Annotated in this window: 20 protein-coding genes; 3 read left to right on the top strand and 17 right to left on the bottom strand. The window is 40.2% G+C overall.

The genetic code is table 11. The annotated features are described in order from the left end of the window. Nucleotides 1-66: 66 nt before the first annotated feature. Nucleotides 67-1,197: an MFS transporter gene (locus tag LRA01S_RS06005; protein WP_255211715.1), complete on the bottom strand. Its 1,131-nt coding sequence runs from the start codon at nt 1,195-1,197 to the stop codon at nt 67-69. 8 nt (nt 1,198-1,205) lie between these two features. After that, nucleotides 1,206-2,345, bottom strand: coding sequence for a molecular chaperone DnaJ (gene dnaJ, locus LRA01S_RS06000; RefSeq protein ID WP_061774711.1), 1,140 nt, complete (start codon nt 2,343-2,345; stop codon nt 1,206-1,208). A gap of 69 nt (nt 2,346-2,414) precedes the next feature. On the opposite strand from dnaJ, the gene LRA01S_RS11075 reads away from it, so the two are divergent. Continuing rightward, nucleotides 2,415-2,645, top strand: a complete 231-nt coding sequence (locus LRA01S_RS11075) for a hypothetical protein (protein ID WP_138492354.1) — start codon at nt 2,415-2,417, stop codon at nt 2,643-2,645. A gap of 10 nt (nt 2,646-2,655) precedes the next feature. Here the strand turns inward: LRA01S_RS11075 and LRA01S_RS05990 are convergent, their stop codons facing one another. From LRA01S_RS05990 to LRA01S_RS05945, 10 genes are all read right to left on the bottom strand, one after another. Next, nucleotides 2,656-3,666, bottom strand: coding sequence for a hypothetical protein (locus LRA01S_RS05990; protein ID WP_061774709.1), 1,011 nt, complete (start codon nt 3,664-3,666; stop codon nt 2,656-2,658). A gap of 9 nt (nt 3,667-3,675) precedes the next feature. Next, complete coding sequence (locus LRA01S_RS05985) at nt 3,676-4,503, bottom strand: ATP-binding cassette domain-containing protein (protein WP_061774708.1); 828 nt, start codon at nt 4,501-4,503, stop codon at nt 3,676-3,678. Next, entirely contained in the window at nt 4,487-4,843 is a 357-nt protein-coding gene (locus LRA01S_RS05980) for a GntR family transcriptional regulator (RefSeq protein ID WP_061774707.1), read from the bottom strand. Before LRA01S_RS05980 ends, LRA01S_RS05985 begins: the two co-directional genes overlap by 17 nt. 99 nt (nt 4,844-4,942) lie before the next feature. Further along, the gene (locus LRA01S_RS05975) at nt 4,943-5,680 is read right to left on the bottom strand and encodes a lysophospholipid acyltransferase family protein (RefSeq protein WP_061774706.1); all 738 of its coding nucleotides are present in this window, start codon (nt 5,678-5,680) and stop codon (nt 4,943-4,945) included. A 130-nt stretch (nt 5,681-5,810) separates the two neighbouring features. Beyond that, complete coding sequence (locus tag LRA01S_RS05970; protein ID WP_061774705.1) at nt 5,811-6,350, bottom strand: RDD family protein; 540 nt, start codon at nt 6,348-6,350, stop codon at nt 5,811-5,813. 182 nt (nt 6,351-6,532) lie between these two features. After that, the gene (locus LRA01S_RS05965) at nt 6,533-7,192 is read right to left on the bottom strand and encodes a CBS and ACT domain-containing protein (protein WP_061774704.1); all 660 of its coding nucleotides are present in this window, start codon (nt 7,190-7,192) and stop codon (nt 6,533-6,535) included. Between the two features lie 112 nt (nt 7,193-7,304). Then, a complete protein-coding gene (locus LRA01S_RS05960) occupies nt 7,305-8,015 on the bottom strand; it encodes an ABC transporter ATP-binding protein (RefSeq protein WP_061774703.1) in 711 nt (236 codons plus the stop codon). Continuing rightward, a complete protein-coding gene (locus LRA01S_RS05955) occupies nt 8,015-8,779 on the bottom strand; it encodes an ABC transporter ATP-binding protein (protein ID WP_061774702.1) in 765 nt (254 codons plus the stop codon). Before LRA01S_RS05955 ends, LRA01S_RS05960 begins: the two co-directional genes overlap by 1 nt. Then, nucleotides 8,779-9,738: a branched-chain amino acid ABC transporter permease gene (locus LRA01S_RS05950; protein ID WP_061774701.1), complete on the bottom strand. Its 960-nt coding sequence runs from the start codon at nt 9,736-9,738 to the stop codon at nt 8,779-8,781. Before LRA01S_RS05950 ends, LRA01S_RS05955 begins: the two co-directional genes overlap by 1 nt. Nucleotides 9,739-9,742: 4 nt before the next feature. Next, entirely contained in the window at nt 9,743-10,624 is an 882-nt protein-coding gene (locus LRA01S_RS05945) for a branched-chain amino acid ABC transporter permease (protein WP_061774700.1), read from the bottom strand. Between the two features lie 248 nt (nt 10,625-10,872). On the opposite strand from LRA01S_RS05945, the gene LRA01S_RS05940 reads away from it, so the two are divergent. Further along, complete coding sequence (locus LRA01S_RS05940; RefSeq protein WP_061774699.1) at nt 10,873-12,411, top strand: phage tail tip lysozyme; 1,539 nt, start codon at nt 10,873-10,875, stop codon at nt 12,409-12,411. A gap of 204 nt (nt 12,412-12,615) precedes the next feature. On the opposite strand, the gene LRA01S_RS05935 is transcribed toward LRA01S_RS05940, so the two are convergent. The 5 genes from LRA01S_RS05935 to LRA01S_RS05920 form a co-directional block, all read right to left on the bottom strand. Further along, nucleotides 12,616-13,455: a WxL domain-containing protein gene (locus LRA01S_RS05935; RefSeq protein WP_061774698.1), complete on the bottom strand. Its 840-nt coding sequence runs from the start codon at nt 13,453-13,455 to the stop codon at nt 12,616-12,618. Nucleotides 13,456-13,467: 12 nt separating this feature from the next. After that, the gene (locus LRA01S_RS10780; RefSeq protein ID WP_082785407.1) at nt 13,468-13,641 is read right to left on the bottom strand and encodes an LPXTG cell wall anchor domain-containing protein; all 174 of its coding nucleotides are present in this window, start codon (nt 13,639-13,641) and stop codon (nt 13,468-13,470) included. A gap of 164 nt (nt 13,642-13,805) precedes the next feature. Further along, entirely contained in the window at nt 13,806-14,081 is a 276-nt protein-coding gene (locus LRA01S_RS05930) for a hypothetical protein (protein ID WP_061774697.1), read from the bottom strand. Then, on the bottom strand, nt 14,071-14,268 hold the full coding sequence (locus LRA01S_RS05925; protein WP_144259886.1) for a hypothetical protein: 198 nt from the start codon (nt 14,266-14,268) through the stop codon (nt 14,071-14,073). The genes LRA01S_RS05930 and LRA01S_RS05925 overlap by 11 nt, the downstream gene beginning before the upstream one ends. After that, a complete protein-coding gene (locus LRA01S_RS05920) occupies nt 14,265-14,627 on the bottom strand; it encodes a hypothetical protein (RefSeq protein WP_061774695.1) in 363 nt (120 codons plus the stop codon). The genes LRA01S_RS05925 and LRA01S_RS05920 overlap by 4 nt, the downstream gene beginning before the upstream one ends. A 316-nt stretch (nt 14,628-14,943) precedes the next feature. Here LRA01S_RS05920 and LRA01S_RS05915 point away from each other — a divergent pair, with 316 nt between their 5' ends. Next, nucleotides 14,944-16,416 carry a helix-turn-helix domain-containing protein gene (locus LRA01S_RS05915; protein ID WP_061774694.1) on the top strand — a complete coding sequence of 491 codons (1,473 nt, stop codon included), beginning with the start codon at nt 14,944-14,946 and terminating at the stop codon, nt 16,414-16,416. Nucleotides 16,417-16,501: the final 85 nt, after the last annotated feature.

Below are 16,501 nucleotides of genomic sequence, written 5' to 3'. Positions count from 1 at the left end.
AATATTTTAGGAATGATTTTATTATATACTCGCTAGCTTAACTGAACCTTATCTACTCGGCATATTTTATTTTGGGGTCAAAAATAAAGCCGGTAAAGCGACAAGTATAAGCGCAATGATTGACACAAGAAAGCCCGCATGAAATCCTGCGACTTGTCCTGCTGTCAATGTCGTTGCAGCAAAGACCGTCGCTAAAAGCGCTGTACCAAAACTAGAACCAAAATTCTCAATGACATTAATGCCAACTCCAGCAGGCGGCAGGTCTTGCTCATCAAGCCCCGTATAGGCATCACTTGATAAAGCAATGGTAATCCCACCAACACCCATCCCACGAGTGAAAAGGACAAAAGATAACCAGATGAAAGATGTCTGTTGTGTGATGAAAACTAATGGAACAGAGCCGAGCATTGACAGAGCAACACTGACCAAGACCACTCTTTTAGCGCCGACTTTATCAATCATCCGACCAATATAAGGTCTCATAACTAACATCCCCAAACCTTGTGGTATCAGCGCAAGCGCTGCCCCAATCGTCGTCAACTCTAGCATGTTTTGAAAGATTAAAGGAAGTAGGAACATTGGCCCCATAATGGCAATGTTAGCAAGAAAGAGACCGATACTTGTCGCTTTGAAGGTGCGATGGTGAAAGAGGCGCAGCGGCAGAACGGTCGGATACGGACTGTGTCTGTCATAGAGGATGTAGGCGAGTAGCAATCCCCCTCCTATCGCTAGCCACAACAAGGTTGAGGGTATCAGAAAACTGGCTGAATCTGCGGCTTTTGAGATGCCCATAATCATGGCGATGCTCATACCTGATAACAACAGTATCCCAATAATATCCAATTTACGTGAGGCATCAACCGCTGGAAAATCTGGCAAATTTCGGATGAGTAAGGGGATTGCTAGGGCGACTACACCGACATTAATGAAAAAAAGCCACTGCCATGAACTGAATTCAATGAGTAAACCACCCAAAACTGGGCCAAATATAGGTCCAAAAATCATTGGGGTAGTTACGATAGCAATGACTTTACCGATATTTTCTGGACCAGCCGTTTTGACGAGTAAAGTGGACATCAAGGGTGTTATGATGCCTGCGCTGAAACCTTGCAAAAGACGGAAAAAAATGAATAGACTGATTTTCCAACTGAACCCGACAAGAACAGATGTCAGACCAAAAACTAGAACTGAAAGAATCAGTACTTTTATTTAAATTCTTTTTTCAACTTATCAAAGAAGCCTTCGGGTTTCTGTGCATTCACGCTTTGACCGCTTGCTTTGGCAAAGGCTGTCAGCGCTTCTTTTTGCGCATCATTGAGTTTCTTAGGTGTGACGATGTTGATGATAACGTGTTGATCGCCATTACCAGAACCACGAAGTTTAGGCGCACCTTTACCACGTAAACGGAAGTTTTGACCGGTTTGTGTACCTGCTGGGATTTTCAGTTTAACATTCCCATGAACCGTTGGAATTTCAACTTCATCACCAAGTGCTGCTTGGACAAATTCAAGCGGCATGTCATAGAAAATTTCAGAGCCATCTCGCTCAAATTTATCAGAGGCTGCAACATCAAAAACGACATAAAGGTCGCCATAAGGACCTTGGTTAACCCCAGCATCTCCGCCACCTTGCATGCGCATTTGTTGCCCTGTTTCAACACCTGCTGGTACAGAAACTTTCACTTTATGGTCTTGTTTTTCATGACCTGAACCATGACAAGTTGGACATTTTTCTTTGATTTCTTTACCAGTGCCATGACAAACATCACAGGTTGCTGTGGTCATCACACGACCAAGTGGGGTATCACGCGCCACTTGGACTTGGCCTCGACCGCCACACTTGTTACACGTAATAGGCTGCGTACCAGGTTTAGCACCATTGCCATGACAGGTATGACAGGCTTGTTCGCGTGGGTAGCTAATTTCTTTATCAACGCCAAAAATCGCTTCTTCGAATTTCAACTTCATGCGATATTGCAAATCTTGACCCTGACGTGGGGCAGTCGGATTGCTTTGCGCACCGCCACCACCGAAAAATGATGAAAAGATATCGTCAAAGCCACCGAAGCCACCACTTGAGAAGCCATCAAAGCCGCCAAAGCCACCGCCGCCACCGAAACCACCGTTGGCTCCAGCTGCGCCATATTGGTCATAGGCTGCACGTTTTTGCTCATCACCTAGTGTTTCATAGGCTTCTTGAATTTCCTTATACTTGTCTTCAGCACCCGCTTCTTTGTTGATATCTGGGTGATACTGTTTTGACAATTTTCGATAAGCTTTTTTGATTTCATCTTGGCTGGCAGACTTGCTGACACCCAGACGATCGTAGTATTCTGTGTTATTCATTTAGGTAAAACCTCTTTTATTTTAATTAGTATTTTTAGTGTAAATCTATTTTACCATGTTTGACCAATTTTGACAAAAAAATTAGCACTCTTTTTAAAGAGTGCTAATGCCCTGTTATTTTTTGAAAACATCCCGGATATCCTTGTCAAGGACCAGTTTCGCGAAAACAGCGAGGAGACCAACCATCATGACCGAATTGATCACCACAGTAAGAGGCGAATCCAGCACTCGACCCATCATAAAGAAGGGCAAGAAAAAATCAATAATCGTCAAGATAACTATGCCAATATAAAAAGGTAAACGCAAGGCTTTAAGCTTGATATAGAAAGAATCTTGCTCTAATGACTAGCTTTTTTGCAAAACAAGAACGATTGGAATGACAATCGCCGCAAAAAACAAGCATATAAATAAACAAAGGGATTTTAATCATAATGTCCGATATTGGCCGACAAGTAATGAGTTGACGAAGATTACTCATTGCTATTGCCAAAGCTGGCACTGCTAAAACTCCGGTCACAATCTTATAAACAGGTTTACCAACAAGTGCGTCGACTAAGCTCACACCAATCGCTGCAATCAAAGCAACCGATAACGCCTCACCACTTAATTCTAGTACTTTCTCCCAAGGGATTTTAACATATTGACTCGGTATAAAAAATTGTCGCGTCAAGTGTGTGATAAGGGATAAGATACTTGCTATAATCAGAGGAATCCCCACCCAATAGATAAATTGAGCAAAATGAAGCGTCGTGTTACCTCCCATACGCGAACCGATGAAAGCGGTAATGTGTTTAGATTGGTCTAGTACGACTGCCAATGCAAAAGCAACCACAAACGTCAGAAGAATTGTCTCTGACATCAAGGCAACTAGATTGATTTGAACGTTAGTATGCTCGTTAGTTTCACTAGGTAAATTACGAAAAACAATTCGATCATAGAAATAATTGTCTTTTTTCGGATAATATGCAAGCAAATTATCTCTATATGTTTCATATTCAGCTGGAGAGGATTGATAAATCATCTTCCCTGTCACTCTATCTTCCTTAAAAAATACAGAATTTATAGGTACTGAATTTAAATATTTAATATGTGACTCAGGCGTTACTGTACCATAAACATCTAGATCAGGATTGTTTTTATAGTATGACCTGAACTTTTGATATTCCTTTGCATTCGTGTTTTTAGTAACAGCAGCTTCCCACTTATGCCATTGAACATTATCATTGACCATGCTCGCTAAACCAGCTAGCAAAAGGAGCCCATAAAGTGTGATGATCCAGCCCTTACGCAACTTAAAATAAGCTTTAAATACTTTTTTCATCTGAACTCCTTATCTCAGCTCTTTACGAAAAATATCTTCAGTTGTGACTTGAAGAATTTCAACAAATTTGTAGGTCAAATAATCACTAAAGATACAGTCTAAAACACCATGTGTCACAAGTGCTAGATAAACGCGTCCACGCTGTTCCAAAATGATTGCAACTTCAAGCAGATTACTCGGCAATTGATCTCCCTCATAAACAAACTGAATTTTCACAATATCACTATCTTTTTCTTGTTCAACGATTTCACTATCTTTAATCAAAAAAACACGATCGGCCAAGCTATCCAATTCTGTCAGGTTATGGGTCGCAATCATCACGCTTCGTCCCTGTTCCACAACTTCTAGCAAGAGACGCTTGAAATAATCTTTCACAAAAACATCCAAACCATCCAATGGTTCATCAAAAAGCAGATAAATAGCACCACTCGCCACACCAGCAGCTACTTCAATCAATACCCTTTGGCCTTTCGAAAAAGAAGCAATCGTTTTAGTTTCCGATAAGTCTTGACTGGCCAATATATCAAAAAAGACTTGTCGATCGAAGTTCACATAGAAAATTTCTAGAACGTCCGCTGCTGTTCTCGCATTATAACCAGTCAGCCAATTAGCTAAAGTATCCAGGTAAAAGATATCATTTAAATCTGCAGAATCAAGTCTGATATCCCCTGTATCAGGCTGAATTTCCCCAGCAAGCAAGCGCATCAAGGTCGTCTTGCCAGCGCCATTTCGTCCCACTAGCCCGACGATACTACCTGCTTGAATGTCAAGATCAACCTGCGTTAAAATCTGTTGCCCGTTAATTGGTTTACTGACATTTTCAATTTGCAAACCCATGATACGCCTCCTCAACTATCTCTAAAATCTTGCTTTTTTCAATACACATCAGACGCATTTGTTCTAGCAAGTCTTTGAATTCTTCAGTCAAATCATTGATTTGAATTGACTGAAGATTTTCAACATCCTGACTAACAAAATTTCCTTTGCTGGGAATAGAGGTAATCACCCCTTCGTTTTCCAAAAATTTATAAACCTTAGCCGCTGTATTGGGATTGATTTTCTTTTCCAAAGCAAACTTTCGGACACTAGGTAATTTATCACCTGAACGTAAAATCCCTGAAGCAATATCACTTTTAATTTCAAGCGATAACTGTTCGTATATGGCTAATTTATTCATACTTCTCCTTTCTTTTACATTGTATCGTATGTACTATTATAGATAGTACACTTTGTTTTATCAAGTACTTAGGTGATAAAATAAAAAAACCATGATAGCTCATGATTTTTTCAACTTCTTATGAATAGGTGCTGCCACCATGGTAAAGAGTACCGTTAATAACGTGATGAGAATAGCTGGAACTAGCAAAATCAAACGTGGGATGTAACCAAAAATCATCCGACGATGTGTCCCTTTTGTCGCTTCTAATTCAGCATCCAAACGGTCAAACTCTGATTCGATACGACGGGCAACTTCAGCAATACCCGCTTCATCCATTTTTTTGATATCTGAGATATCAATGGCATTCCCGAAATTCATATCCACCTGCTCGCGCTTAGCCAGAGCCTTGAATGTTCTAGGTCCTTGATAAACAGCTGGCAAAATACGGACTTTCGCCATTTTGGCAATGACGGCAACGCCACCTTTGACATCTGTTGAATGGCGAGAGCCAGAAGGGAACATAATCAGAGAACGGTTAGAGGCTTTGAGGACTTTTGTGGGATACTTGATCGTACTAGGTCCTGGACGGTCCCGGTCAATAGGGAAGGCGCCACACTTTTCAATCCAATAGCCGAAGAAGGCATTTTTAAAAAGCTCTTTTTTGGCCATGAAAATGAATTCTTTTGGTTTGGTTGCAAAGGCCATATAAACTGGATCCCACCATGTTCTGTGGGGGGCAACGAGGATATAGTTTTCTGATGGATCTAAAATTTTATCTTTGTTGTGGTAATGGGCATTGCCATTGAGCATCCACAAGAGGAAGGCAACGAAATTTCTAAGGTAAATGTAAAACATAATGTATCCTTTCTGCAAATTTACTTCGTAAATTTTTGAAACTTGACCTACGCTTGCGCTCCGTCTAAGCGGGGTCATTCGCGAAATCATGTCCGCTCAAAGGCTTTCTGCGATTATTGTGTGAAGCTAGTCATACTTGCTCAAATTCTGAGGCAATTGAGGGGATTCCAAGTTGGACTTGGGTCCCTGCTAATAAATCTCCAAAATGCCTTTTGTCTTGTCGTAAAGTTCCCATGATTAAAAAAATCAGAAAGCAGGTCAAGCTAAGGAAAGAAAGGCAAATCGAGACCTTATCATAATTTGTATACATCCCATGAATGGTCGCAATATGCCCCAACTCCCAAGGTAAAAACTTGATGGTATTTCTGATCAAACTCGCTGAATATGACTTTTGATCAAAGCAAACCATTAAGCCAGCCCGTCGTTTTCCAAAACTTCCTTTTGAAAAGTCTAAAAAGGAGAAAATGAAGATCATGGGAAGGACAGAAAAGCAAGTGGCGATAAGTTGCGATTGCCATTCAGAAAAATTGGGTATCCCGTCAAGCACGAACATATAAAAGCCTATACTTATGACAAATAAAACCAACAAGTAGCTACAGATAAAAAGATAGTCAACAAACAACTCTAGTAGTCTGAGTTTCTTAGGGATACGATTTTCTTTTAAGATCATCGGGGTCACACTTTCTAATCAAGTTGATTGGTGCCTCTTATTTTCACATCCACTGGCTTTCAAAACTTATCTTTTTAGGGCTAATGCTTACGGAAGCCTAAATCGTTCATGACTTTATTTTCGGTATAAAAAATAGACTTATTCGTCTATTTTACCATATTTATTTGAAATTGCGGAGCAGTTTACCTAACTAGCTTGCTTTCAGTCTCATGAATCTCATCGACTTCAAATCCAGCGGCAACTAAAGCTTGTTCAATTTCTTCCGGGCTGAGTGTGCCTGTCAATTGGATTTCAACGACTGTCTTTTTATTGTCGTTGTTGATTTGGACGATACTTCTAACATCTAAAGCTTTATCAGCTAGGAGATCTGCAACTTTAGCCAAAGATCCCATGACATCCGGCATGAGTAGACGGACCCGAACGCCCGATTCTCCGTAGCCTGCAATTTTCAAGAAGGCACCAAAAACGTCTTTATCCGTAATCACCCCGCTGATTTGATCATGATCAACGACTGGCAAAACACCGACATTATTCTGGCGCATACGATAGACGGCATCTTCAAGTGACGCATATTTTGAAATCGTCAAAACTTCACGAATCATGACTTCACCGACTGTCGTTTTATTCAATAAATAGTTCATCTCATATACGGATAAGGACGTCGCCACAGATGGACTTGCCTTCTCAATCGTACCCGCTGTGACCAAGCCGACTAATTTATCATTTTCAATCACAGGAAGTCGATGAATCCCTTGTTCTTTCATGATATCAGCAGCTTTTGCTACTTTAGTCGTCGGAGAGACGTAGATGACTTTTTTGGTCATAAAATCTTTTACTGCCATAGTTGTTTACTCACTTTCTTATAACCCTATCATTACTTTTATTTTACCACGAATATTAGCAAAAAAGCACGCTTCAACTGCGTACTTTTAAGGCAACAGCCTCATTTTTAGATTATCCACCTAGATAAGCCTTACGGACTTCATCTGACGCAAGTAATTCTTTACCTGTACCAGATAAGATGACTTTACCTGTTTCCAAAACATAACCGCGATCAGCGATAGAGAGCGCTATATTGGCATTTTGCTCGATCAATAAAACAGTTGTGCCTTGTTTTTGGATATCTTTGATGATCTCAAAAATTTCTTGGATAAAGATGGGCGCCAATCCCATTGATGGCTCATCCAACAATAAGAGCTTAGGTTGGCTCATTAATGCACGGCCCATGGCAAGCATTTGTTGTTCACCGCCTGAAAGGGTTGCAGCATCCTGTGTTTTACGTTCTTCCAGACGTGGAAAACGTTGGAAAACGTGCTTGAGATTTTGGGCATTTTCTTCATGATTTTTACGCAAGAAGGCACCCATTTCCAAATTTTCTAAGACAGAGAGGCCTGGGAAAACATGACGGCCTTCTGGGACTTGAGATAGACCACTTGCCACAATTTTTTGAGCGGGTGTTTTTTGAATCTCTTGTCCTTCAAAGGTAATTGTCCCATTAGAAGGTCTCACGAGTCCTGAGATCGTCCGAAGAATCGACGTTTTTCCAGCACCATTGGCACCGATTAAGGAAACAACTTCGCCTTGATTGACCTCAAAAGAGACGTTCCGAACACCTTGGATGACACCATAATGGACGTCAAGGTTTTTAACTTCTAACATAGCCATTATGCTTCTCCTCCTAGATATGCTTCGATTACGCGCTTGTTATGCTTGATTTCATCTGGTGTACCGTGGGCGATGAGGCGACCATATTCCAGCACGTAGATCCGCTCTGTGACATTCATAACCAAGCTCATATCATGTTCGATTAAAAGAATTGTGATATTAAACTGTTGCTGAATTTGTTTGATCAAGGCTGTCAATTCCGCTGTTTCTTGCGGATTCATGCCGGCTGCTGGCTCGTCTAAAAATAGAATTTTAGGTTGTGTTGCAAGTGCCCGAACGATTTCCAAACGACGTTGTTCACCATAAGGCAAGTTTTTCGCTAAGCTATCATGTTTGACATCTAAGTCAAAGATGGCCAGTAATTCTAGTGCTTCTTTTTTCATTTCTGCTTCTTGCTTATAATAGCCTGGCAAGCGCAAAAATGATTCGATCAATTTAGATTTTTTACGTGTGCCCATAGCAATCAACACATTTTCCAAAACGCTCAAATCTTTAAACAAGCGGATATTTTGGAAGGTCCGTGATAAACCAGCAGCAGCGATTTTATAAGTCGGCATACCGTTTAGAATTTTACCATCTAAACTCACCGTTCCTTCAGATGGCTCATACACGCCAGTCAAAAGGTTAAATAGTGTTGTTTTACCAGCGCCATTTGGCCCGATAAGACCCACAAGTTCCGAAGCACCAAGCTCGATATTCACATCACCGACAGCCGTCAAGCCACCAAAATTTTTAGTTAGATTTTTAACTTCAAGAAGCGCCATTATTTAGCCTCCTTATTTTCTTTTTTATTGAAGAACCGTGAGATTTTGAATTCCCATGTGCCAAGCAAGCCACCCGGACGGAAAATCATCACTAAGATCAAGACAAGTGAGTAGATAATCATTCGGATAGCACCGAAATCTTGAAGGAACATGTTGAGTAAGCCTAAAATAATGGCTGCGATAACAGTCCCTGTGATAGAACCCAAACCACCAAGTACAACGATGATCAAGGCATCCACCGATTTCATCCAAGTAAAGTCTTTCGGTGTGACCGTTCCGATAAAGCCTGCATAGAGGCTACCAGCAATGGCTGTCACCATAGCACCAAGCGTGAACGCAATCACTTTGACACGTGTAACATTGACACCCATGGACTCAGAAGCAATTTCGTCTTCACGAACGGAAAGCGTGGCACGACCTGATGGTGAATTGATGAAATTCAGAATCAGAATGATAATTACAACTGCAAAGATGAAAGTCATCCCCCAGTCTGTAAAGAGGATAATCCCTGATAAACCGGCTGCACCATTGGTTAAATCGCCACCATTCATGATCAAAATCCGAATGATTTCAGAAACACCAAGCGTCGCAATGGCCAAGTAATCACCCTTCAAACGTAGGGTTGGGTAGCCAACGATGACTGCAACAATACCGGCTATAATCGCGCCAATCAGCATTGACAAGAAGATCGTGCCCCAAGTCGGTGCCATACGTGCTGTGACGATGGCCGATGTATAAGCGCCAATCGCCATGAAGCCAGCCGAGCCAAACGAGAATTGTCCTGTAAAGCCGATGACGAGGTTGAGGCCGACAGCAACGATTAGGTTGATCCCGATTTGCGTGATGATCTGTGCAACGAAAGCATTAATGATGCCCGCGACGATTAAGGCTGAAAGGATCGCATAGACAACGGCAATAATCGCTAGCCAGATGAGATTTGTTTTTAGATTTTTTTTCATCAGCTTACACCTTCTCTTTCACGTTTTTACCGAGAATGCCGGCAGGACGGATTAAAAGAATGATAATGAGGACGGCGTAAACAACGGCATCCTTGTAACCTGCAACCCAGGAAAGCTTACCAGGCAAGGATTGCGCCACTGTTTCGAGTAGACCAATAACAATCCCACCGAGCGCGGCACCAGGAATAATACCGATCCCACCGAGAACAGCCGCAACAAAGGCTTTTAGCCCTGGCGCCATTCCCATAAGTGGGTCGATTGAACCGTAGTAAAGACCGATCAAAACACCTGCCGCACCAGCAAGTGCTGAGCCTAGAGCAAAGGTGAAGCTAATCGTCCGATCGACATTTATCCCCATCAGACGGGCTGCGTCAGCTTCGACAGAGACCGCACGCATGGCTTTCCCCATCTTCGTTTTTTTGACGATGAGCTGCAAGAGCACCATCAAAATCACGGCTGTCACCAGGATCATCAACTGAACGTTGGTGATGGTAACGCCAGCAAAGGCATATTTGCTCACCTTAATGGCACTCGGAAATTGACGTGAGGCAGAGCCAACGAAATAAATCATGACATTTTCAAGTAAAAATGACACACCAATCGCTGTAATCAAGGCTGCGACTTTGGTCGACTTCCGCAAAGGGCGATAGGCCAAAAATTCGATGGCCATACCTAATAAGGCACAACCCGCCATTGATAAAATCAGGGCGACGAAAAAGTTCATGTGTAAGCTGTTGATAAAATAATAGCCCATAAAAGCGCCCATCATATAGACGTCGCCGTGCGCAAAGTTAATCAGCTTAATAATCCCGTAAACCATAGTATAACCAAGCGCAATCAGCGCGTAGACACTACCGAGAATCAAGCCATTGACAATAATTTGCATTGCTTTTCTCCATTTTATTAATTTATTATGTCATATCTTTCAAAGCGACATGAAACGTTTATCATGTCCCGCTAAATTAGATAATTATCTTACTCATTTTACCATAATTTTCTGAAAATTCAAGTTGGTTCGATTGATTTAATTGATTCTTAATCAAAAATTTATCTATTGTTTCGTATTTGAGGTAGTCTGTGATATAATATAGAACATATAGTAAATTACCGTATCATAAAGAAGGGATAGAATACATGGGTAAGCACGATCAACCAACCATCAATAATTATCAGAAAACTACAGTGAAATTTGCGCTAAGTGCTAGTACTGTCGCGGGTGTTTTAGCATTCTCAAATGCTGCATCGGCAGACACTTACACCGTTGAACCTGGCGATAGCCTTTGGCATATCGCGCAAAAATTTAATACGAGTGTTGAAGCACTCACGGCACTCAACGGGATTTCGAATCCTGCTCAAATTGTAGCAGGTCAAACAATTGAAACTAGCCAACCAGCGCAAGCAGTCGCTGCTACTGCAACACCAGCAGCGCCTGCAAAAGCTCAGCCAGCTATAACCTATACCGTTAAACCTGGCGATACGCTATGGGACATCGCACAAGCGCAAAACGTCTCAGTTGAGGATATCATTAAAAATTCTAAGCTGACCAATACAGATTTCATTTATATTGGCCAAGAACTGATCATCAAACCTGCTGTTGCTGCCAAGCGCCCTGACCCCATCATCATCCCAGCTGTAACCTATATTGTTAAACCTGGTGACACCTTATGGGACATCGCGCAAGCACAAAAGGTCTCAGTTGAGGACATCACCAAGCACTCAAAACTCCCTAGCCCCGATTATATTTTTGCGGGTCAGGAATTAGTTATCAAACCTGCCCAGACGATCAAAGGTGGTATCCTAACCATTACAGCAGAAACCTTAGCTAGCGAGACTAATCTAACCATAGCTAATGCGCAAAACGCCATTGATATCGCGAATCACTTGATGGCACAAGAAGGTTTCACACTTGAAGGTGCTTCAGGCGCAATGGCAGTAGCTGAACGCGAATCAGGTTTCAATCCCGAAGCTGTCAATCATTCTGGCGGCGTAGCTGGTGTTTTCCAGTGGTCTGGTTGGTCTAATATGATCAATGGTAACCGTTGGTCTAAAGCTGAAGCCAGAACCTTATCACTTGATGTGCAGCTCAAGTTAGTTTCTACGGAATTAAATGGTGCTTTCACCAAGGTTAAAGATATCGTTGGTAATGCAACGGATCCAAAACAAGCAAGTCTTGACTGGTCACTTTACTATGAGGGCGTTGCATTAACAGATCCTCAAACACAAGTAAGTATCATCGAGCAAAATGCTCAAAAATGGTATGACTTACTCAAAGATTATGTTGATTTTGATGGCGACCTTGCGGTACCAATCGATGTCAACCAAGGTCCTTATAGCACTGGTAACACTTACACTGCTGGAAACTGTACATGGTATGCCAAAGACGTTTTCAAAGCACGTATGGGTGATTGGTGGGGCAACGCTAAAGACTGGGCAGCCAATGCCAGCCGTGAAGGGCTCCGTGTTGATGACCAACCTGTTGCCAATTTGACCATTGCGGTCTTTGCACCTGGTAGTGCAGGAGCTGATGCCACTTATGGTCACGTTGCAGTTGTTATCGGTGTTTCTGGTGATACTGTCACTGTCAAAGAAATGAACGCCGCAGCTGGCTTAGGCAAAACTAGCATCCGTACCATTCCTAAAAATGCCGCATCTTACATCCACATGGATTATTAAATCAAAAACGTCCACTCAATTTAAGAGTGGGCGTTTTGCTTCTCCCAAAAAAGTATTATTCTCACAGTCTCTTTATCTTTTCTTACCAGTAACAAAATATATAAAATTTAAGCAAATAGCACTTTCAATCTGAATACTTGATTGAAAGTGCTATTTTTTCATCTTATATTAGTAAACCTGCTAAAAGGTTACACATTGCATCAGTTACTGACTTGGTCCTGCCCCCAATGTCCATGTTAGAACAGTCGAATAATCTCCTGCCTTCAATTTACCATTATCTTTAAGGTAGAAACCTGCTCCATCTGCTTTTTTGTTCCAATTACTTGTTGGTTTAACTATTTCTTGAACCCCTAAAGCTGCTTGAGATACATAGTTATAAACAGCTAGATCACCACCACCTTCTAGAGGCTTTAGTGTCCCACCATCTACTTCACGAAAGAAAATGGCGTTTCTTAACACCGTTTTACCGTCTGTTGATGTAAGAGGTGCTGCTTGCTGAACTGATAAATGCCAGCCATCTTTAACAATTCTACGGTCATCAGTCACGGTTAAGTCATCTGAAAAAGTTACTGGATAGAGTTTGCCTCTATTTTCAGGTGAAATTAATTGGGCACCAAAATCAAGATTGGGTACAGTAGAAAGTGTCAAACTTCCCTTATAGCTAGGATCGTAGACATAAATAATCGTATTTGATGGTGTTACAGCATCCTTGACTTCTGTCGTTGTTGGCTGTGACATAGTCGGTGGTAACAGACGACTTGGGACGTAAACATAACCTGTTGGGACATTCGTTTCGGTATAAAGTTTATTTGTCCAATCAATCGTATTACCCACATGAGCTGGCACATAATTCCCAACTTTCTCACTACCAACTGTTACTTTATCCGACTTAAATGACAAGCCAGTCCACGGGTCAACATAAGTATAGGTGGTATTTGGATTTGATTCACTATAAACATAAATGTTATAGGTATAAATCTCACCTTCGCTTTCGTTCCAACGAGCATCATACTTAAAGCGATGGCAATAGCCATTGATGCACACACGTAGTGCTTTTTATTTTTCAAAAACGTCATCTGCCACCCTTTCTTTTATTTTTCTCAGAGCAATAAGAAGAAGCACAAAAGCGAGCAGGAGCAATCCACCAAATACAGTCCAAATAGCTATTTGCTCTCCTGTCACAGGAAGTTTATTTGTGGTGTCAGCACCACTTCCGGCACTCGGTAACAGTGGCCTGCGATGGTGCTACTTTTTCTACTTGAAATTCTCCATAAGTTTCAGCTGAAATATGAAGCGACCCGACCCCGTAGATACGACCAATATAAGCGCCAATAACAGACACTTAACAATTTTTTTCACCATGCTCCCCTTAACTCTGTTACCTCTAAGATCAATCATTTTTCTTCAACTTCTTTCTTTTTACGACGTTTCTTTAAAATGAGCAACAATAGAATAAGTAACAGAACCAATAATATTAATCCACCAATCGCAAAGTAAACCCACGTTGGCACTTTCTCAGGTCTTGGATCATTAATCGCCTGAGAATTTCCCTTTTTAGCTTCATCTGGCAAGACAGTAAAGTCTTTGTTCCATTCCCAAGTCTTACTTGACCACTTTGGATCATCTGTCGTTGCTTTGATACGATTTAGATTGGAGCAATTAGTTAGCACCCGCTACCAAAGTCCAATCAACTGTTGCTTTGTGCATACCCTTAGTGATTTTATCTGCAGGAATATGGATTTTTACATCTGAAGCATCTGTCCATATTGCAGAAGTGTCACCTTTTGCTTTTGGATTAGATTTTAAGAAATTAACCGGACTAGTTTGTGTGATTTCTGTTTTTGCACCTTGAATCAACAATGGTTCTTGATTTGCAAATTGAGAAACTGTTTTAACATGATCAATTGTAATGATAGATTCGCAGGTACATGAGACAAGCCGAAGTCTGTTTCCTCATTGCAACTTAAAAGTTTCGGATTCGCTTGTGTCGCTAGCGAATGATTCTGTTCATTATCATCTTCGAAAGTGTCGATAAAGCCTTGCTTCCCTATAAATGGTTCCCTCGGATCTTTTGGATTACGCGGAGAACTGACTACTTTTTTTTGTGTAAATACAATGCCAGTTTCAGTTGTTTCTTGACTTATCGCATCGGCGTTAGCAAGTAACGATCCACTTAATAACATAGAAGATAGCACAACCAAAATTGTCTTTTTCATCCTAATCACCCCCTTTTTTAATATTAGCTATTTTTAATAAAAAAACAATTTAATAGCTACTATTATTTTAATGTGCAACACAAATATTTTAATTTCATGTACGTCTATTAGAATACCACTTTTTTTAAAAAAGAGACCCCATTAAAAGACCCCAAAAAATCCCTAAAAAGAGGCAAAAAATAAGAACTCCGTTAAAATAAAGGGTTGAGTACTCAAATCCCTTAAAATAAAAAGAAGTATTGATAATAATATTTCCCCTTTGTATAAAAATTTTATATACTAATTAATATAACTAGAAATGATGGAGGCACTTTATATGGAAACTTTTCTATTAGACAAACAATATAAACATATTTTAGAAATTGTTAGTCAAGTTAGCAAGAAGCCTACAAAAGAGATCTCTTTTAACGATTTAGAGACTGAACTTAATCTCACCCAAAAAACAATCAAAACTTATCTTTACACCTTGTTAATATATTGTGAAAGAAATGATTTAAAGACCTTTACACTTGAAAAAGGTAAACTCAAAATATTATTGAAAACAGACTTTAACTATTTTGACTTGTACCACTATTTGATTCAAAAATCTGTCAAATATCAGATTATCATGAGTATTTTAACGAATCCAAAAATCACTTTTACAGAATTATATCTTGATTTAAAACTCAGTAGATCCAACGCTTCTCTCCACATCAAACAATTAAATGACTTTCTTAAACCTTATCACTGCAAAATTAGTTTTCTTCAAAACAATCCACTCCAAGGTGAAGAACATCAAATTAGATTTCTATATTACAACCTACTTCTAGGTTGCAATATAGATCAGATTATCACGACTTCTCCAAGTCTTGATCAAGTTACACAACTAGTATTAGACGTTGTACCACATATCACACATACTACCCTATCAAAAATAAAATTAGGTTTTTATATTTTTCAAATGTCTAGTAAATTTGGTTTTTTTATAGACTCAGAAGAGGATTTTATAATACAAGACTCTCCTTTTATTAAATATGATGATTTTTTCAAAAAAATAGATGGCTTTGAATTTTTAAACGATTGTCCTGATTTGCGAACAAAACAAAAAGAATGCCGCTACTTATATTTTCTCTTTTGTCGTGCCAATGTACTTACGCCAGAGGAATGTGAGCAATATCTGCTTCAAATCCCGTCCAACAATTCTCCTAGCATTCAATATTTCCTGACGCAATTTCAAGAGAAATCTCAGCTATCATTAAAACAACATGAAATCAAATACCTAACTTATAACTTAGCACTTTTTCATCGTGAAGCTGCTATTTTTAGCGGTCGCGCCAAAACACTTGACTTGGTGAAAAGTGTCGAAAAGTTTAATAGAGTTGATGATACTGTCCCTAAACTTATCAAAAAGTTTACTAAAAGTCTCTATAAGGAAAATGACGAAATTAGAGCACTCATCCAAAACTTTCCCAGTTTATGGCATTACTATACAATCTTATTGTGGATTCTTTCAGCGAAACACCACCAACCAATCAAACTTCTAGTACAAAGCAGTATTTCCTCACTTCATCGACAAGCGCTTATCACTCAAATTATCAATGGCACATCATCTCCAATCGAGATCTATACTTATGAACAGCTAAATGGTGAAAAGCCTGATGGTATTGTTTCTAATCAGCCACCTGAAAAAAATCTTCAAGATGTTCCCTTTTTTCCAATCTCTTTGTTTTACATGGACTGGCATAATAAAGGTAACTTGGCGCTCTTTATCAAGCAGCTTGAAACGAAAAAAAGAGGTGATAAAGGATAGTCAAAAATACAATATGGTGCCTTGATTATTTAATCGTCAGATCAAAAAACCAAAAAGAGGAGCAAAACAGCTCCTCCTTTTGGTT

Origin of the sequence: Pseudolactococcus raffinolactis NBRC 100932 (assembly GCF_001591765.1) — a bacterium.
Lineage (GTDB): Bacteria > Bacillota > Bacilli > Lactobacillales > Streptococcaceae > Pseudolactococcus > Pseudolactococcus raffinolactis.
This window is presented reverse-complemented; position numbering and strand designations above follow the sequence as displayed.